The 20,730-nt window shown below is 32.1% G+C and carries 14 protein-coding genes; 4 read left to right on the forward strand and 10 right to left on the reverse strand.

Going from position 1 to position 20,730, the window contains the following annotated elements; all coding sequences use genetic code 11:
- Nucleotides 1-44 precede the first annotated feature (44 nt).
- Genes ACNQGO_RS13255 through ACNQGO_RS13265 form a run of 3 tightly spaced genes read left to right on the forward strand, consistent with a single transcriptional unit; the run spans nt 45 to nt 5,906 of the window.
- A complete protein-coding gene (locus ACNQGO_RS13255; protein ID WP_417985555.1) occupies nt 45-3,134 on the forward strand; it encodes a hypothetical protein in 3,090 nt (1,029 codons plus the stop codon).
- A complete protein-coding gene (locus ACNQGO_RS13260; protein ID WP_417985556.1) occupies nt 3,134-4,372 on the forward strand; it encodes a hypothetical protein in 1,239 nt (412 codons plus the stop codon). Before ACNQGO_RS13255 ends, ACNQGO_RS13260 begins: the two co-directional genes overlap by 1 nt.
- Complete coding sequence (locus ACNQGO_RS13265; RefSeq protein ID WP_417985557.1) at nt 4,353-5,906, forward strand: glycoside hydrolase family 2 TIM barrel-domain containing protein; 1,554 nt, start codon at nt 4,353-4,355, stop codon at nt 5,904-5,906. The genes ACNQGO_RS13260 and ACNQGO_RS13265 overlap by 20 nt, the downstream gene beginning before the upstream one ends.
- Here the strand turns inward: ACNQGO_RS13265 and ACNQGO_RS13270 are convergent.
- From ACNQGO_RS13270 to ACNQGO_RS13280, 3 genes are all read right to left on the reverse strand, one after another.
- A complete protein-coding gene (locus ACNQGO_RS13270) occupies nt 5,896-7,092 on the reverse strand; it encodes a glycosyltransferase (RefSeq protein WP_417947511.1) in 1,197 nt (398 codons plus the stop codon). The two genes, ACNQGO_RS13265 and ACNQGO_RS13270, sit on opposite strands and share 11 nt — an antisense overlap.
- Before the next feature lie 71 nt (nt 7,093-7,163).
- Entirely contained in the window at nt 7,164-8,447 is a 1,284-nt protein-coding gene (locus ACNQGO_RS13275; RefSeq protein WP_417985558.1) for an oligosaccharide flippase family protein, read from the reverse strand.
- A 19-nt stretch (nt 8,448-8,466) separates the two neighbouring features.
- Nucleotides 8,467-8,757 (reverse strand): STAS domain-containing protein, encoded by a 291-nt coding sequence (locus ACNQGO_RS13280; protein ID WP_309760627.1) that lies wholly within the window; start codon nt 8,755-8,757, stop codon nt 8,467-8,469.
- Nucleotides 8,758-8,908: 151 nt separating this feature from the next.
- Here ACNQGO_RS13280 and ACNQGO_RS13285 point away from each other — a divergent pair, with 151 nt between their 5' ends.
- Nucleotides 8,909-10,969 (forward strand): tetratricopeptide repeat protein, encoded by a 2,061-nt coding sequence (locus tag ACNQGO_RS13285; RefSeq protein WP_417985559.1) that lies wholly within the window; start codon nt 8,909-8,911, stop codon nt 10,967-10,969.
- A gap of 130 nt (nt 10,970-11,099) precedes the next feature.
- Here ACNQGO_RS13285 and ACNQGO_RS13290 read toward each other — a convergent pair whose 3' ends face one another.
- The 7 genes from ACNQGO_RS13290 to ACNQGO_RS13320 form a co-directional block, all read right to left on the reverse strand.
- Nucleotides 11,100-11,456, reverse strand: a complete 357-nt coding sequence (locus ACNQGO_RS13290; protein ID WP_417947778.1) for a hypothetical protein — start codon at nt 11,454-11,456, stop codon at nt 11,100-11,102.
- Between the two features lie 203 nt (nt 11,457-11,659).
- A complete protein-coding gene (locus ACNQGO_RS13295; protein WP_417985560.1) occupies nt 11,660-14,434 on the reverse strand; it encodes a T9SS type A sorting domain-containing protein in 2,775 nt (924 codons plus the stop codon).
- A 115-nt stretch (nt 14,435-14,549) separates the two neighbouring features.
- On the reverse strand, nt 14,550-15,257 hold the full coding sequence (locus ACNQGO_RS13300) for a LytR/AlgR family response regulator transcription factor (protein ID WP_417947730.1): 708 nt from the start codon (nt 15,255-15,257) through the stop codon (nt 14,550-14,552).
- Nucleotides 15,258-15,270: 13 nt separating this feature from the next.
- Complete coding sequence (locus ACNQGO_RS13305; RefSeq protein ID WP_309760621.1) at nt 15,271-15,588, reverse strand: Hpt domain-containing protein; 318 nt, start codon at nt 15,586-15,588, stop codon at nt 15,271-15,273.
- Complete coding sequence (locus ACNQGO_RS13310) at nt 15,575-16,612, reverse strand: sensor histidine kinase (protein WP_417985561.1); 1,038 nt, start codon at nt 16,610-16,612, stop codon at nt 15,575-15,577. Before ACNQGO_RS13310 ends, ACNQGO_RS13305 begins: the two co-directional genes overlap by 14 nt.
- Nucleotides 16,612-17,745 (reverse strand): FIST signal transduction protein, encoded by a 1,134-nt coding sequence (locus tag ACNQGO_RS13315; RefSeq protein ID WP_417985562.1) that lies wholly within the window; start codon nt 17,743-17,745, stop codon nt 16,612-16,614. The genes ACNQGO_RS13310 and ACNQGO_RS13315 overlap by 1 nt, the downstream gene beginning before the upstream one ends.
- Nucleotides 17,742-20,726: a PAS domain S-box protein gene (locus tag ACNQGO_RS13320; RefSeq protein WP_417947427.1), complete on the reverse strand. Its 2,985-nt coding sequence runs from the start codon at nt 20,724-20,726 to the stop codon at nt 17,742-17,744. The genes ACNQGO_RS13315 and ACNQGO_RS13320 overlap by 4 nt, the downstream gene beginning before the upstream one ends.
- Nucleotides 20,727-20,730 lie beyond the last annotated feature (4 nt).

The following is a 20,730-nucleotide window of genomic DNA, read 5'->3' on the forward strand; positions in this document are numbered from 1 at the left end:
TTGTTAATTCCCTATATTTACATCATTGATAATACTAAATTTTAGTGAAAGAAAAATCTAATAAATATTTAATAACGGCTATTTTAATAGGACTTGTATTTCACTCTAGCGCAATCTTTTTTACTTTAGAGAATACTTATGATGCTTTAATTCATTTGTTTTTTGCTAATCATTATGCAAATAGCTGGTTTGAACCGTGGAACTATAGCTGGTATACCGGCTTTACAGTAATGGGATATCCTCCATTGGTTCATCAGTCCATCGGTATTTTGTCATTAGTTGGTGGACTAAAATTTGGATTGTTCTCGGTAGCCATAATTGGTATTTTACTATTTATTACAGGCGCCTATCGCTTTTCTTTACTATTAACAGGTAATAGAACTGTGGCTGGTTACACTGCACTTTTGGCTGTTTTTTCTTCTTCGTTTGTAGAAACGCTTCATATTTTTGGGCAACTGCCCAGTATTATAGGAATCTCTGTTTTGATGCATTCGATGCCCGAAATTTATTTTTGGATTAAAACCGGCAAATACAAATACTTTTTTTCTTCGATATCATTATTGGCAGTTACAGTTTGCTCCCATCATGTAACTCCACTTTTCGGTATGATTTTTTTCGTCTTTCCGCTCATTGGAATGGTAATTATGGATACTTCGAGAGAAAAAGTAACGAATTACAAAGAGGTCACTTTTAAAATTTTCTTTAAATCGTTCCTTTCCTTATTCAAAAGAATTGTACTATTTGGCGCCACTTCTGTATTTTTAATTGTTGTTTGTATTTTACCGTATTGGATAAACTCAAAGAAAAACCCTATAACACAAGTTCCTATTCCGCACGGAAGCCGAGATAATTTTATTGAAGTCACCTCATCTGGACTGATGTTTTTTTTGATTCCATGGGGAATTTTACTATTCTTTTTACCCTACATTTTATATCGATATTACAGCAAACGCTATTTGTTTTTTGGATTTTCTATAACTTTATTAATAATCTTAGGAACAGGAGGTACTACACCCATTCCCTTAATGGTTTTGGGGAAAAATGCTTTTAACATACTTACTTTAGACCGTTTCACTTTATGGGCATCTATTATGAGCTTACCCATGTTTGGAGAATTTGTTTATCGTTTTGTTGAAGGAGATTTAAAAGAAGCGGTACAAAATAAATTTGGATCTGTGTATTATAAAATCGTAGGAGGATTAATGGCAGGAGCCTTTTTATTAATGGCGGTTTTCACCATTACAATGGGCTATTTCAGACCGTTTCAACCTCAAAAAATAAATACATTACCCATCATAAATTTCCTTAATCAGGATCAGCACGACCAATGGCGTTATTTACCGCTGGGTTTTGGAGATCAAATGGCTACTTTATCGTATCAAACTAAGGCACTCACAGTAGATGGCAATTACCATTCTGCCAGAAGACTTCCTGAATTGACTTCTAGAGCGGTAGAACGCTTGGAGAACTCAAAATTTAGAGGCTTGGAAGGAATCGGATCTTTGCAACAGTTTCTTACTGTTCCTGAAAAATATAACTTGAAATATGTTCTTTCGAATGATAAGTTTTATGATCCTATTTTATATTTCTGTGGTTGGCACCGATTAACGCTGCTTGAAAATGGAATCATGGTCTGGGAAAAGCTAAATATTCCACCATTGTCTAAAATCCTTCCCGCAGAGGATGTCCCCGTTTATCAAAAATTAATGTGGGGAATTATTCCTTTATTAACGGTCGTTATTGCATTTGTGCTAAACATTCAAATGATTCTGTATCAAGCACTAAAGTTAAAAACAACAGTTTCTCCAGTTTTTTTCAATTTTAATGTTTCGTACACTACCTTTTCAAGAAAACTAATCCTAATTTTACATATTTGGGCTGTCATTTTACTGCTGATTATTACGAGTTTCGTTTATAAACTTTACCTCAACAATGCAACGCAAATCAGCCCAAAAAACGTTGTCAAATCCTACTATGACGCTATAGATTTTAAAGAATTCGAAAAAGCATATTCGTTTATGAATCCGCAAAGCAAATTATCAATTTCTCAATTTATGCTTGAAACATCCGTGGCTGATGGGATATTAAATTCCTATGCTAAACTAGATGCCATTGATATTACTATTTTAGACCAAACGAAAGATAACGCCAAAATAGTAGCCAAAACAAAATGGGTCACTCCACTGGAAATAATAACTAAGGAATACATTCACAACGTGACTAAAATAAATGGAAAGTGGTTTATTACACCCGTAAAACTTGATTTAGATATTCCTCCGGATCAGTTTATCTCTAATAATGGTACCGGGTTTTTCAAACATGGTCGAAGAGCAATTTCTACCCAACAGACCTATCATGATGATGTATTAAAACAACCTGTCCTTGAAATTCTTTCGGCACAACTAATCAAACTTAATAAAGAATACATTATTATTGGCGAATTACAGAACGTAGATAATGTTCCCGCAGATGTTACATTGAAAGCAACTTTATATGACAATAACAATAAAAAACTAGCTACTCATAATGCTAAATATGTGATAAAACACAAATTAATGCCCAAAGAAATTACGAGCTTCAAAGTAAACTTTGAGGATATTGCTTGGTTAAAAAATACCGATACAAAACCAACTACGTTTAATCCAAATGAATTTACTCCATTAGAAATTGCTAACATTCCAGTAGCATTTGATATTCAATGTGCTGGAAACGTTGCTATAACCGATTTATATTCACAAGTTGCATTATCCGATTTAGAGATAATCGATCAGCATCTAAAAGGAACCTTATTTAATTTTGGTATACAGGAAGTAACCATTCCAGAGTTATTAGTTTCGTATTTTGACCGTGATAAAAATTTAATTTATGTGGATCATTTCTTTGTTCGAGCGGGAGTACGAGTACAACGCAAACAATATTTTGATTATTTATTACTGGATTTAAGCAAAATAAAACTTTTACAATCCTCCTTGAAAAACTGTTTTGTAAACGGATTATCTAACGAATCAATTGCAAAAGATGTTGTCCCAAATAGAAATAATAACAGTGAAAAAGAACAACTACAAAAAGCAAAAGGGAAAGGTTATGATTTCATCAAAGTAGAAATTAACAATTATATTGGAAATCCAAGATAATGAGAAAAACAATTTACATCGGTTTTTTACTAACTGTCGTGCTTCTTTTGGCGTTTGGAACTTCATTGGAAACAACTCAAAGGGAAATTTTGACTCTAAGTACAAAAACTAAATATTTTGTCGCAGGAAATGAGATAAAAATTCAATTTTCATCTGACTCTAAAACCACAAATCCCCAACTTTATATTATTCATTCCTATGGAAAAACGCTACTAGAAGGAACTTATAATTACGGAAAATTATCCTTTATACTTCCCGAAGTTTACTCTAAAAAAACAGGTACAGTATCTTGGTTTTTAATTGTTGATGAAGAAACGGTGGCAAAAGGCATTTTTGAAATCATTCCTAATAAAAACACGCAAACTCAAATTGAAAATTATTTAGGACCACCTAGCATATTGGCAGGCGGTAAAGAATTCACGATGATGGTTGCAGTTCCGACTGACGGATTTGACAATCCAGTAATAAAAAACACTCCCGTTTTAATAAAAAATCAATTTTTAAACAAAATTACAATTGATACCGAAAAAACCAAAGATTTCATTGCTTGGAAAAACATATTTTCCAGCAGACCATCCGGTAAAATTTTAGTATCAACAGAATGTAAAAACATTGCCACAAAAGAAATAGAAGCTGAAGTCTACCCCAATATAGCAACTAATTTCAGTATCAATTACACTCGAAATCATGACTTTGCAGACGGCAATCAAATAACAACTTTATCAACCTCGATAATTAAAGACTATTTTGACAATGTAGTGAGTGACGGAACTTTGGTGTCATTTATTATCACGACTCAAAACAACACAATATTGAAAACTTTTGGCACCACAATAAAAGGAATCGCTACAGGTCAATTATTGCATCCAGATCATCCCGATTTTTATACTGTAAAAGGATATATTACAGGAATTGCAGAGAGTAACTCTTTGAACATTGCATACAAACCTATCCTATCCACCTTCAATTATACTTTTTATGATGGAAACAGAACACTTATCGTAGGTCCATTAAAAAGCTTTATGAACCAATCGGTTCCTAATGGAATAAAAGTTACTGTGAAAATCATTCATAAAAACAAAGTTGTAGCGACATTACAAGAAGACACGTCAAATGGAATTGCAAAATTTCATTTTCCACTTGATTTTTATAAAGAAAAAAAGTATCAATTTGAAATCACTACTTTAGGCACTACTCAAAAATCTGAAACAAAATACTATGACCCTCATCAACAATAGAAATATAACCAGAGCAGTTCTCATTTTATCATTCATTCTTATAAATGTATTGTTACTCTTGGGTATTAGTAAAGTACTTGATTTCTTAAATTCGGGTGCTGACAGAACTTCTATGCTACATTTAGAGAAAGAAACCTTTAATACTTATTTACCAAAAGTTGTTTGGGAAAGCGTTACAAATCCTGGAAGAGTTATGGAGCTTACTACTTTAAAAACAATCGAAAAAGATTATCTGTTTTCGTGGTACGTTAAGAATAAATCGTTGCAAGACAATACAAAAACCGGCATTGAAGATTATTATACGCAAAACACACGTCAAAATTTATACAATACTATAAAACAAAATGCAAAGCATGAAATCAATATTGAAAGCACAACCTTAAAACACAATCCAAAATTAGACTTTTACAGTGCCGATGGCCAATTAGTAGTTTTTACTGATCAAAATGTAGTTGAATATCAAAAAATATATCAAAAGAAAAAACTCATTGCAGCAGTTCAGGACACGGCATCGTATAAAGTAATGATGCTTTTAGAAGATGGTTTTTGGCGGGTGCGCCATTTGCAAAAAATAGAAAAAAACACCTTTCCTATAGATACAGTAAAATCTCATCCTGTGTTTAAAATAAAAGGAGATAAAATCACAAAAAACAATAGTGATTTCACTGTAAGAGGAATCAATTACTACCCGAAAAATTCAGCTTGGGACACCTTTGGAAATGCTTTTAACCTAAATACCATCGGTAAAGATTTTGATATTATAAAAAATGCAAAGCTAAATACTATCCGGATTTTTATTCAATACGATGATTTTGGCAGAGCTGATGTCAAACAAGAAAAATTAGATAAACTCAAAAAAATATTAGACTTAGCCGCAACTAAAAACCTATTTGTCATCATTACTCTTTTTGATTTTTATAGCGATTATACTTTAGAAAACTGGACTTTAACGCACAGACACGCTGAAAAAATTGTTTCTACCTTTAAGGATCACAAAGCCATTTTAGCTTGGGATTTAAAGAACGAACCCAATTTAGATTTTGAAAACAGAGATGAAACTAATGTCCTAAGTTGGTTGGAACAGATGATTACTGTGGTGAAAGAAAATGCTCCAAATCATTTAGTGACTATAGGCTGGTCAAATTCTACAGCAGCGATTCATTTAGCTAATAAAGTTGACTTTGTTTCGTATCATTTTTACAATGCAATTGAAGATTTGGAAAAAGAAACTAAAAATCTGGGAGAAAGTACAAAAAAACCTATCGTAATTCAAGAATTTGGCGTGCCATCATACAAAGGGATATGGAATTTGAGAGGTTCGAATGAAGAAGACCAAGCACAATATCACAAAAAAATGCAAGCCGTATTCAAAAAAAATAATTTTGCCTTTATGTCCTGGACGTTATATGATTTTCCTCATGTTCCCGATCAGGTTGCAGGTAAATGGCCCTGGCAAAAAAAGAGACAGAAACGCTTTGGATTTATTAATATTAATGGAAAACAGAAGCCCTCTTTTCTATTTATTAATCATTAACCCATCTTAATAATTTATTATAATTGACTTGTTTAAAATTGCCTATGTACATTTGTACTATTTTATCCATCGATAGTTCACAAGCTGCCTTATAATTCGTCATCGCTAGTTCTCTGCGGTAATCATCGTCATTTAAAATTGCTTTTATGGCTTTTGCCAGAGACTCTGTACTTTCAGGATTGAAAAATTCTCCTTTATACCCTTCTTCCTTAACTAAAATACTTAAATCCCCTAAATCTGGCATTACTACTGCTTTACCGTAACTTCCAGCCTGATGCAAAACTCCAGAGCTTCCTGTAGTAGAAGTATATGGAAATACAACCATCGTACTTTCGTTAAAAATAGTTGCGACTTGATTTTCCTCAACATAACCGGTGAATATAATTCCAGGAATATGTGCATATTTTTCTTTAACCTGTTGTAAATAACCAGGAGTATTAGGACTATCTGTTCCGGCAATTACAATTTCTATTGCTTCATCACTGGATTTTCTAATTATCTCAACAGCATCAATTAAAATTTCAACTTTTTTATAAGTGCCAAATTTACCAAATGCCAATACCTTTTTGGGACCTTGAGGTAAATCAAAATTGGGGTTTTTTGGCAGCTCAAAAGTCCCATGAGGTATTAATATAATATTATCTGTCTTATATTTTTCATTTAAAACAACTACATATTTACTGATAGTTACCGCAACTTTATCCGCTTTAAGAATACATTTTGTTAAACAGGTACCAATAAAATTATAAGCTTTTTGTGCCAATTTGTTACTAGTAAACCCCGCACTTTCAAGATCTACTTGTTCTAATATGTTGTGCAATAAAACAATTGTGTTGCATCCTAAAAAACGCAAAATCATTGGTATCAATAAGCCCAAAGCAGCCGGAACTTTTTTATCTCCAAATTTCACAAATTGCAAATTGAACAAAACAGCATCTGGCTTCTCTTTCAAAATAGTTCTGCAAATGGTGAATATATTTGCGTAGCTGTTAAACTCCCAGCACTCTTTAACCGAAACTTTATTACTGTTTTCAAAGTCAAGTTGTTTTGGTTCCTTTGTTATATCAGTAATCAAAAGTAGCTCTGAAATTTCTGCTCTTTGCACGAAATTTTTTACCAAATGATACCCATATTCATTTAAGGTTACTGTACTAGGGGGAAATGATGTTACTACGGCTAATTTCATGGTTGTTCATTTTTGATACTACAAATATCTTCATTCATTGGATCGTATTTAATTGCTTTTCGATGAGTGGTTTATTTGTTAAGACGAACATTCTTTTTATTATGATAAAAGAAGAATAACAATTGAAAAAACAATAATGCTACCATTGCAATTAGCTGCATTTCTACCACTTGTTGCAAGGAGTTATGAAATAATACAATTAAAACTATTTGGGTCAATCCTATTAGTGCTGAGACCACAACCGGAATGTATTCATTTATTGATAAAAAATAATAGGCAAAAATATTTGCAATAGCAAAAATCGAAGTAACCAAAGCATATTTCCACAATAAAAAAGCGATTGGTAAATAGGCTTTTCCAAACATCAAATGAACAACCGTTTCTGGAAAAATGAACGTGACTAAAACTATGATCGTAGATAAAATAGCAATATAAGCCACGTATTTCATTAAAATTGGCTGTGTTTCCTGTCCTTCTTTTTTTAGCTGAATTACTTTAGGTAACAAAAGCATCACAAACATCCAAGCAACAAAATAAACCACACGGCCTATTAATGCTAACGACGCATACAAGCCAGCTTGCTCATTATTAAAATAATGCTTTACTAAAATTATATCACTATTGTTTATAATAATTTGAGTTAACTCATAAAAGGCAGTCAACATGAAAAAAGTAACAATACCTTTTTTATCTATTAAATCGTATGGAGACTCTAACCTATTTGAGATTTTTACTGACGTTATAATTTTTTTTTGAACAGGAATTAATCCAAAGATAAATGACACCATTATTCCTATTGCAACAATTATTGAAGGAGGTACCATAGGAAGTATTAATACGGCAGTGATGGTAAGCAATAGCCTGCTCGCCATTTCCGTTTGATAGGTAAACGCTAATTTATTCATCATATTCTTTCCCTGATACAAACCTCGATTGATACTCATGATAAAGTAAAATGGTATTCCAAAACCAAAAATCATAAACATTGATGCAGTTTTTGTGTGAAATATATTTTGTAATTCCTGGTTGAAAAATAAAATTGCCACTCCTGTTACAAAACCCATCAACAAGGCATATTTTGTAATCATCCTCGTAAAAATGGATAATTTTATTTCATCGAATAAAACGGCATATTTGGCTGATACGATCTGGAAAGTCATTCCTACAAATGACAAAATCAACAAAAATGTAATTAAAATAGCTGCATCCGAAAACTCAGCCGGTCCCAATATGCGTCCCAACAATAAATTATACAAATAATTACCTCCATTTACAAAAAGTATGGTAACCATAAATAACTGCTCAGGACTAAATTTTTTTGGTATCGAAGGAATAGTATACGAAGCTATTTTCATAGGATGATGTTTAAAAAAATTAAAGTAGAATGTCGTAATAATTTAATGCGCTAAATAGTTCTTTTACTTTTTGGTTTTCCTTTCCAATAATGTAAAATAACGTATCGTTTTTCTGCGCTTTTCTATACAAATCCGAAATAATATTCACCGAACTACTATCAATATCTACCACTTTATTCAAAGAAAGAACCATACCTTTTGAATGATTCATCAGCACTTCAAAATGATTTTTTAAAGATTTTCCATTCTGGGCGTTTAACAAGCCATTAACTTCATAAACTCCCCCATTATATGTGATTTGAATTGACATAATTGTTGAATTTTGGTTATTACTATTGATACAAATATCAGCAGTATTAGTATGAAGTTTTATAATTCTTCGACGAATAGCCATTTGCTGTAGGTGAAATATCACAGCTTTATACTTAACTTGCATCCATATAAATTAAGAATTTAAGCGGATGAAACTATTAAAAAAAACTATCTTTTTTCTATTCATTATTGTAAGTAATTTTGGAATTGCTCAAGATATGAGTAAAGGATTCAGTAATTTGGAAAAAGGAGAATTTGAAAAGGCCGAAGTGTTCTTCGAAAATATTTTAAAGGACTATCCTAAAAACAAAACGGCACGTTTGTGTTATGCTAGAGCTATCGGTCTTAATAAACAATCCGAAAAAGCATTGGATCTTTTTATAGATTTAAAAAAAGAATACCCAGGTGATTTAGAAATTGAATTGAATTATGCTGAAGCTTTACTTTGGAACAAAAAATTTGATGAAGCTAAAGTCTTTTACAGCGGACTTGTTGAGAGAAACCCTGATAATTTTGTTGGTCATCTTGGCTTTGCGAATACCTTATCTAATTTAAAAGAATTTAAAGAGGCGCTTTTTCAAGTCAATAAAGCGTTAGAAATATCTCCAGGTAATCCTGGACCGTTGATTTCCAGAAAATACATAAAATTAGGATATGCCAATCAAAAGGTAAATGAAAAAAGCTATACCGAAGCGGAGACTTTTTATAATGAAATATTAATTGATTTCCCTGATGATAAGGAAACGCTATTAAACAAAGCCAATCTATATTTAATAACTAAAAATATAACTAAAGGCAAAGAAACCTATTCCGTTATTGCAAAAAACGATCCAATAATTGCCTTAAACGGACTGTCATTAATTGAGCATATTGACGGAAAAGACAAAAAAGCTTTGGTGTTAGCTGAAGAAGCCATCCAAAAAGTAAAAAATAACACCGATGAAAACATAAACAAACAAACTCAGGAACGGCATGTACAAGCATTGATTTGGAATAAAAAATTCAAACTGGCAGAACTTAAAATATCCGAGTTAAATACCAAATATGCTAATGAAAACTGGCTGTTGGCTCTATCCGCAACTTTAGCCATTTATCGCAGTGATTTTAAAGAAAGCATCCAATACTATTCGGCTATTTTAGGAAATGATGCAAAATCATTTGATGGAAACCTCGGAATTGCAAATGCCTACTATGCCTCAGGAGAAGTAACTAATTCATTGGGTGCTGTTGCAAAAACTTTAGAAATTTTCAAAAATCAAAATGATGCCGAAAATTTCTTGAAAAAAATAAAATCGGAATTCACTCCGTATCTAGAAGAAAAATTAAGCTATTCTTTTGACAATGGTAACAATACGGCGATGTCTACACGTTCCCTTATTTCGATACCATTATCAACAAAATGGACCGTTAACACAACTTATCAATATCGAAAAACTGAAAACAACGTTACAAACGTAAGTGCAAAAACCAATGATTTTTTATTAGGCATTGATTATAAGTTTCATCCTAAAATAAGTTACACCCTAGATGTGGGAGTTACCTCAGCAAATTCGAACACAACACAATACAATCAATTATTGATTAATACCTATTTTAAAGCAAAACCATTTAAATTGCAGGATTTAGAAATTGGATATAAAAGGGAAGTACAAAATTTCAACTCGGATTTAATTGACAAACAAATTGCAACCAATAATTATTATTTAAATTACAATATGGGTACCAATTTTAATTTTGGGTGGTTTACACAATACTTTTACACGGCTCAAACCGACAACAATTCTCGAAACCTGTTATTTACCTCTTTTTATTATAACTTCATGTCGAATCCTGTTTTAAAAGGCGGGCTTAACTATCAATACATTGCTTTTAAAAATCAAGTACCAACTGACTATTTTAGTCCAAAGAGATTTAATGCTGTCGAATTATTTTTAGAAATACTAAAAGATGAGAAAATTGTGGAAGCTAAATCTTGGTTTTACAATGCTAATGTGGCAACTGGTTTTCAATTTATAGAAGATAATTCTAAACAATGGACCTATAGAGTGCAGACAAAATTTGGTTATAAATTCTCTGATCGTTTATTAGTTAATGTTTATGGTACTCGAAGTAATATTGCATCAACCACAGCTGCTGGATTCACTTTTAATGAAGTTGGATTGCGATTAAAATGGAATTTATTTGATAAACCAATTTTCGATTTAAAATAAACACATTGCCAAACCGATTTAAACCAAAAAAGAGGCTGTTTAAACAACAGCCTCTTTTTTTTTAAACATATTCTTTTAGTTAGTAACGCAGAAAATAGCAGTACACTATTATTTTGGTTTAAAAACTAACTTAAACTACAAGTTGTAAATTAATATCTTCAAAACCAATTATTTTTCTAACCTCTTCGGTATTAGGTAATACAAACCGTTCTATGTCATCTATAAGTACCTTAATGACAAAAGATTTTATTCTTGATTGATGAACCATTACTATTTTATCCTTTACCACTTTTTTTTCTGCATCAGATTTACTTACAGGTCCAGCCCAATCCAAATTATAACAATAAGCAAAAGCATCCTTCCGAACAAAAGTAATGTATTCTTCATTTATCAATGACCATTTTAAAGAAATCAAATAGTATCCAGGACGATCCTCAAAATTATTTGTTTCTAGAAATGGTTGTGTATGGTGTAATTTTACTTTCATTTTTGATAATTTAACTTTCATATCAAATTTATAAAATTATCGCTAAAGATGTATAAAAAATCGACTAAGTACATTTTATTTTATAAATTATAATACTTAAACTACAAATATGTCAGTTATTGTAAAACCCAAAGCAAAAAAGTAAATTTCGAAATAAAAAAAAACTGCCCGTGGCGGCAGTCTTTTAAACACTATTTATTTTACTATTCTATGATAAATTTGGTTTGTAATTTTTCATTTTCTTTTGTTGTAACAATAAACAAATAAGTCCCTTTGCTTAAATTATCTAATGGTATTTTTACTTCATTATTTGAAGGTATGTTCTTATATTGTTTTGTAAACAAATATTTTCCAGAGATATCTAACACTTCTACGGTAGCACTTTCGGTTATTTTAGGCAAAACAAGCGTAGTCGAAAGTTGGCATGGATTAGGATAATTATAGAGATTTTTTGTCAATCTATTTGCAAAATCAGCCGTACCTAAAGAACTTGCATTTTTAAAAACTAATTGGGAAACTTTAATTTCAAATGTTTGAAAAGCATTATAATTTCCTTGGACAGAGAAGACAATTCCTTTAATTTTTTCCTTGTTGTATTTTTGTCCTTTTGGATTTGTAAACTGGTCAAAAAGCACATTCACATCTGCTGTAGTTGCATTTGCTGGAAGTTGAAAACGCAATCTGTCATTCCAGTCTGTTGTGCTATCTGTTACCAGAACTGCCTCAACAGATAATGAATTTTGAATTGCAAAACTTATAGCTGAGTAATCCCCTGCATCAAATGCTAACTCTCCCGGAAGAATATTTCTAAATAAATTCATCGTCCCGTAAACATTACCGCTAACTGTGGCATTTCTTTCAATCGCATATTGATCGTTTGTAATGCTAGTATTTGGAATATTATCTATCATAAATGAAGAAATGGTTGTTTCTGTTTTAGAATAATCTAGGCCCCAAGGACCGTCTGCTAAATACAACCCATCCAATTGTTTTGACTTATCTCCAATAATTGAAAGTCCAATATCAAACATTCCGCCTAAATCCAACACTATATTTTGTTGATAAGCTCCAGACAAACTTAAATTCAGAGAAACTAATTCTGGAGCAGCTAACTCCGTTATTTTTTTATTTCCTTCAAAAGTTAAATTAAATGCTCTTGATTTATTAATTATGGCCAAATTTAATTTTCCGTTTTTATAGAATCCATTTTTTACAAATACGCTAGGAATTCTATTAGCAACAACTTCGGTAGATAACATTTTTTGTTGTTGGATATTAGAAATAATTCCTTTTGCAATATGACAAACCTGAGCTGTTGAAGATCCCCAAACCTGAAAATTTAGATAATCCCCTGCAGGATATTGTTCTATATTCCAATAGCTATGGAGCATGTTTGCTGTGAGTAACTGCTGTACAGAGAAATTTACAGCATATTCGGTCAATCCATTAGCTCTTTTTATTTCGACCAAGATGATTTCGTAGCCGTTCAAATTAATCGTTACTATGTTCTCAAGCGAAGAGTTATTCAAACGATCACAAATCACTTTAGAATGACTGTAAACAGCCCCTTTAGTAACAGTAGCCAAAACTGCCCCCACACGCTTGTCTCCTTGATAATAATCCACAGAGTAGACTTCTTTTGCATTTGTGATTCCAATTAAATCTATCGGACTGGAAACATAAGTGGTTTCAGTACCAAGCATTGCTGTATTAGGAATTATATCAGAAAAATTAGTACTTGAATTGGTTGCTTTAGCCAAAAGAGAAGAGGCAATAAACTTTTTTTGTGCTCCTTTTTTATTGGCATAACTATTTGTTTTAGTTCTGTTAAAATTTCTTTTAGCAATAAGCGTGGCTAGATCTCCGTTACTTTCTAGCCCTCCATCATTTGCAGATGTTACAGTTGTTAATTCTGTAGAACTTGTTATAATTAATTCGTTAGTGGTTATATCAGTACTTGTTATATTATTGGAGGCTCTGGTAGTTTTAGCTACTACTCCATAGGTTCCAGGTAACATTTCGGGATATAAAATTGTAACACTCCAATTTGTATTATTGATATAAATTTCTTGGGAATAAGTAATCCCATTTATAATTACTGTTAAAGTATCATCGCCTAGCATTTCTCCTCCCCAAGTACCCGAAATAACAGGAGTAGTATCTGTGGTTGTTTGTAAATTTACTGTTGGCTTTAAAATTTCTCCAGATGCAATGTTGTCTAATGTTCCGTTAATAATAACTCCTAATTCTTCCCAGCTCTTATCTAATACCCCGGGCAGTTTATCATTTACACCTGCTACATCCCCATTAGAAGTTTGACTTGTTGAGGTAAAACCATACAATGCAATTGCAGAATTTCCTGTAATTGTAACCCCAAAATTACTTAAAATATATGCCTTTAAACTTTCTTCTGTAAACCCAAATTCTATCCAGGTATCCGTACCACTGTTTCCTCCGTCGATATTTGTTCCTGCACTGTAAGTCGAAATATTAGCATTACGCATGTCCAGAAATAATTCATTGTTTCTAGTTCCGTTTAACCAAGAAGTTTGTGAGGGAGAAAAACCTGTTTTCGCAAAATCTCTCTTATGAAAGGAAACATAAGGCGTTTGACTTTTCATATTCGCTTCAATAAAAAGATCTGCGATCAAATCACCTGAAACATCAATACCTAAATAAAAAGAAGTTGATGGGTTACTTTGTCCCATTCTAACTCTAAAAAAGTAAACATCATCAGTCAATCCGTCAGTAAAATTGATGCTCACTTTTTGAGTTTCAACCATAGCATAAGTAGCATTACCCACGAAATCAGTATCGGCTACTGACTGCTGATCGTCGTTTGGATCGAACTTATCACCTTTCATAAGTGTTACCCAGCTACCCGAGGCGTTACCAACTGTACTTGTACTTTGTGAAAATCCTAACTGAAAGAATAGTATTAAAAAAAGTAAATTAACTGAAAAGTATTTCTTTTTCATGATCGTAGTTTTGAAATTACTAATCAAAGATAACTAACCAATTAAAGAGAAAATAAAACCTTAGATTAGTCAAGACTTACTATAGTTGAAATACAATTTGTTAGGGACGAACAGCTTATAAAAGATTTAGTCTTTTCATTAACTCCGGTCTATTGGCCCGGCTTACTGGAATTACATCTTTGGCAATCAAGACACTATTGTCTTCAATATCAATAATTTTTTTAGTATTGATAATAAAGGAGCGATGCACTTTTAAAAATAAATCTTTAGGTAACTTATCTTCTATTTTCTTTAGGGTAGAATGAACTACATAATTTTTGTTCTCCGTTTTGATATGGATATAATCCCCCTTTGCTTCAACAATATTTACAGATGCCATTTCAATTTTTATCAATCTTCGATCGATATTAACATAAAATTCATTTGCATTGTCCTCCACAGTTGGTTTTACTTCCAATGTCTTTGGCGCTATTTTGTAAGAGTTTGCTTTTTGAATTGCTTTTTGAAAACGATCTTCAGTGATTGGCTTTACCAAATAATCTATTACACACTCGTATTCAAAAGCTTCGATAGCAAAATTTTTATCTGAAGTGACTAAGATTACTTTAGGTGGATTTTTTAAACTTTGAATAAAATCAAATCCTGTAAAATCAGGCATATGGATATCTAAAAAAATTAAATCAACCTCAGTATGATTTAAAAATTTTATTGCCTGAATGGCATTAGGGAATTCTTGGACAAGTTTGAGTTCTGAACATACAACAATCAGCTTAGTGATAATTGCTCGAGCCATCTCTTCATCATCAATAATAATGCAATTCATACAGTAAGAGGTATTACAAACGATTTACAAACTCTTGCATAATTTTTAAAATATTTTCAAAATCTACAGCCAAGTTTGTCGAGTTATTTTTTAGATCACTTTCGTATTCCTCAGCAATATAATAACTTTTTTCTAAACCTAGTATAGATATTTTATGTTTTAGTTTATGAACAGATTGAGCGGCCTCTAAAAAATTAGTATTTTCCATTTCTCCAGAGTAGCCTATTATTTCCTTTGGGAGTTCTTTTTTAAGAATCCCAATTAATTTAGTTCTGAATTCAAGATTATCTCCTGACAATTCATTGATATAATTTAGATTAGGCTGTTCCATTGTCTTTTGCAATTGTAAAATAAAAAGTTGTACCAATACCTTCTTGACTTTCCAGCCAAATTTGTCCGTTGTAAAATTCTATAATTTTTTTTACAATTGATAATCCTATGCCTGAGGAATTATCGTCATTTTGTAATTTAGAAAAAATATCAAAAATCTTTTGTTGATAGGCTTTTGGAATTCCTATTCCATTATCTTTTATTTGAAATAAATATTCTTGATCCTTTTCGGTACTTGAGATCTCAATTTCAATGTGTTCTTTATCATTGTATTTAAGCGCATTTTGAATTAAGTTTTGAAAAAGTTGTTTCAACCTAAAATCATTCCCTTTCAATATTGGGAGCTTATTTATCACCTTAACGGAAGCGTTTTTGGGGATATCTATTGTTTTCAAAAAATCATTTAGCACTACATTTACATCAATTATACGTTCTTCATGGGTATGATTTTCTATAGACGAGTAATTTAATATGCCTTTGATAAGGGAGTCCATTTTCTCAACATTTAATAGAATCCTATTCAATGACTTTAAATTTGCTTCATTCATTAAGGATTCGTTGTCTTGAATAAACCAGTTTATCAAAGTGTCAATGCTACGCAAAGGTGCTTTTAAATCATGTGAAACCATATGCGCATATTCGTTTAAAGCGGTATTTTGTTTTTCAAGATTAAACAATAATTCTTCTCTTTGTTTATTAATTTTTACTATTTCTATAGATTGTTGTTTGATATATTCAGAAGAATCAAAAACCTCTGTGTTAGATGCAAGTACTTCACCTAAACTCATAGAATCAAGTATAGATTGTAGGTTTTTATTAAGCCCTTTTAAACTTTTTGCTTCATCACGTAATTTTTGATTTGCCTCGAATAATTCATCGGAACTAATTTTCATAGCCCTTTGTAACATTTCTATTTGACTCTCATAATTTTGATAGGAATCATTTATAGCAACCAAAAAAACATCTAAATCATTTAAGCCTCCTACAAGTTTTTTATCTATTTGCCTTTTTAATAATGAATGCATTATTCGCTAATTAAAGTTAGTGTCATTGTTTGATTGTGTAACTCACAGGCAGTCTCCCCATTAAATGGTGCCATTTCTCCGTAGGAATAAAATCCTGCAATAGGAACTTGTAAACCAATAACCTCTCGAACATGCTCTATTTCTTCTTCAACACGTTGATTCATTACTAATTTCCTACCGATACAGCTTACCAATAGCGCTAATTCAGGTGCGGTGGTTCTATTTTTAATACCGTATTTTGCAGCAGAAAAAGCTCCTTGCGCAATCCCATCAACAGATGCCATCATAAGTTGAACTCGTGAATTTACGGGAGCATCACCAGCGAGAATCATAGATTGAGCATCATTGTCGATGTTTAAAATAGTGCGCACTACTGGCTCTTTCTTGCCATGTGGAGTTACATTCAGCGGATACAATAAAGAGGCTTGCGGCAGCTCAATAGATTTATCACCTAAGTATTTTTTATAAAGATCTAATGCTGGTTGTCCATCAATTTCATATAAAATATTTCCCTCTGCTTTCGTGATGACTCGTTCAGGGCCAAAGGGAATCCAACCACCGTAACTTGCGTAAGAAATCTCCAATGTAGAACCATAAAATCCAATAAGAACCACTTCGCCTTCTTTTGGATCTTCCTGATAAGAGGCTAGTGTTTTTTCAAAACGCGCATCATCACCACACATCCCGCCTGTTATGGATAATCCAGAAAGTAGATTAGACTCAAGTCCTGCAATTAAAGAACTTCCGTTTACAAAACTTCCTTCTGAGAGCACAAATAAATGTTTCAAATCTTCTTTAGGCATCTGGTTATACAAGTGCTCACCAAGTTGTTTAGCATCAGTGTTATGATCTAAAATATTTTCTCTTTTTACAACAAAAGTTGATTTTTCAAACTCTATAGCTACTACCGAAATAGAATCATCATTTACACTAGAGCCTGAAATTTCACCAGATGTAGACCCAAAAACAAGATGTTCATACGGAAACTCCTTACGAATATCCTGTAAAACTTCACTCTTTTCTAATAAATATCGATTACCAAAAACCAAAACCAGTGGTTTTTTCAATGATACTTTTTCTTGTATGTATCTCCAACCTGTATGAGCTAACTTACTTGCTTGAATAATTTTCATGATTCTTTATTTAATTTTACAAAAAATGTGGTACCCACACCTTCTTGACTTTCTAACCAAATTTCACCGTTATAGAAAGTTATAATTTTTTTTACGATTGAAAGGCCTAAACCTGTTGAATGTTTACTAGTTGTAAAAGACTTAAAAGTTTCAAATATTTTTGAATGAATTTCTTTTGGCATTCCAATGCCATTATCTTTTATAGAAAAAATATAACTATGCCCATCTGCAACGGCACTAATTTCGACTAAACCTTGACTTTTATCTATATAATTTACTGCGTTACCAATCAAGTTTTGAAACAATTGCTGTATTCTAAATTTATCTGCTTTAATTCTAGGTAGCGTACTTATAATAGATACCGTAATATGATTTGGAAGATGAATAATGTCTATAATACTCTGTACAATTTCATGTGTGTCTATAATTTCTAATTTTGCTATCTCCTTATCAATTTTAGAATATGTTAAAATGCCCTCGATAAGATGATCCATTTTCTCAACTTTGTGCTCAATTAATGAAAAATATTTTTGAGTTTGTGCGTCAAAGCTATCTATATTCTCTTCTTTAATCCAGGTAATCAACGAATTAATGCTGCGTAAAGGTGATTTTAAATCATGTGATACTATTTGCGCATAATCCTCAAGTTCTTTATTAGTTTTTGCTAAATCCGATATCAAATCCTCTTTTTGTGATTCTAAATCTTTTTGAGCGGTAACATCTTCCTCAATAGCAAAATATTTGATTATTTTACCCTTTTTGTCATATAGGGCCTGTCCTTGAATACGCACCCAGTATTTCTCTTTGTTTTTTGAATAATTGATAATCTCACAATTAAAAGGGAGGCCTTTTTTAATTTGATTTCTTAGATACAGAATTACTTCAGGATTAGATTCTGGCCCTTGTAGCAATTCACCAGGAGCACGCCCTATAATTTCTTCTTTAGAATATCCTGACATCTTTAAAAAACTTGTATTAGCCCATTCTATCCGCCCCTTCTTGTCTGCAATGATAACAGAATTCAAATTTTTATCTGCAATCAATGACAATAAATACAGTTGCTGCTCTTGATTTTTTTGATCTGTAATATCAAGGTGTATGCCTATTGAACCTATTAAATTTCCTTGTAAGTCATAGTTTGGCGCTCCGCTAATAAGCCATATTCTTTCTTGATTATTTTTATCAAAAACACGCAACTCATAGGAATCTGTTAATCCTTCAGACCTTAATATATCTTTAGTTTTTATTACATCCTTACCAATTTCATTAACAAAAATTTCTATTGCATTATTTCCCAAAAGCTCTTGCTGTGTATAGCCACTCATAGTTGTAAAACCGTGATTAGCCATGGTAATATTGTTATCAAGATCAACTTCAAGTAATCCAAGATTCATATTTGCAATGATTCCTCTGTACTTTTCTTTTTCAATTTGTAAACTTTCATCGTACCTTTTTTTGAGAGAAATATCATCAACCATAGCAAAAAATTGGGTAACCTCACCGTTTTCATCAAGTATGGGCTGCCCTTTGACCTTTGCCCAAAAAGAACTACCATCTTTCCTACCATGTTTTAATTCAACATCAAATGGAAATCCATTATAAAAAGAACTTACCATAATATCCAACTGCGAATCGTCAATATCCAAAGTCCTACCTATTTGCACTGGTGTTTTTCCTATAATTTCTTCTTTGCTATAGCCTGTATAGGTAGTATACGCATCATTACACCAAAATATTTTACCGCTAGGCTTAGTAAAAACAATACCATTATTGTTTAAACTTGCTACAAGTGACAGCCTTTTAAGCTCCTCTTCGTCTCGCTTTTTAGTCGATATATCCTCAATTAATGCAAAATATTCTTTCACTTTTCCTTTACTATCAAATAAAGGTTGGCCCTCAGCCTTTGCCCAAAACCATGTACTATCTTTTTTATAATGAATTAATTCTTGACTAAAATGTTCTCCTGCTTCTTTTGCTTTGTTAATAGCATCAAATGCAACTTGATCCGCTAAGGCTCCATAAAATAAATCCTGAGTGGTACGACCAATTGCCTCTTGCAAGGAGTATCCCGTAAGTTTCACAAAACCTTCATTGGCCCAATTGATAGTGCCATCAAGTGCTGTAAAAATTACCGCATTAACATTAGTACTAGCTACAAGAGACAATCTATTTAACTCTGCTTGGCTTTTTTTCTGTTCTGTTACATCACGTCCATAAATGTTTACATAACCAAAATCCTTAATAGTTTTACATACAAAGGAATACTCTTTGCCATTAGTTTGGGTTTCAAAAATCCAGCGCTCTTTGTCAAAATCTATTTGTGTAGCAATGTACTTAAAAAAATCCTCTGTACTATATTCAATTTCGTTATGAACAAATGTTTTTAATTGCTCTGCAGTTGGATTTCGTCTTAGTAGATTCCCTTTCGTATCAATTCGTATTAAAGGATCTGGATTTTGGGTAGGGAAAAGCGCAATATCTTGGATTTCTTTATTGGCCTGTTTCAGTTTGTTTTTTTGATCATTGATGGTTGTCAACAATTCTTTTAATTCCTTAGAGGTATTATCAGCATTGTTAAGAACGTGCAACAAATCAATTGAAGGATCATTTGGAGCAAAATCTTCAAACGTCAAGCCTTTGTTCATAAGTTCTACCATTGTGGTAAACCACGGCGAGCCCACAAACAATATATTCGCGCCCACTAACTCAAACTGCCCTCGAAGTGTAATACCAGATGTATTGTGCTGAATAACAATATGTTTATTGCAATGCGCAACAATTTCCTGAAAGGAAATTAAATCTAGTTGTGGTCTGGTAATTTTAAAAACAGTTGTAAACAGTGCATTATTACTTAAATCTTGACATATTTTACCCAGACTTGAACCAAAATTTATGATTTCAAAATCTGGAGTCAGAAAAAGATAAAATGGGAATAATCTATTCAAACTGTTTGCATCAAAACAAAGTTCTAGATCCTTCATGGAA

Origin of the sequence: Flavobacterium frigidum (genome assembly GCF_048286735.1) — a bacterium.
Classification (GTDB): Bacteria; Bacteroidota; Bacteroidia; order Flavobacteriales; family Flavobacteriaceae; genus Flavobacterium.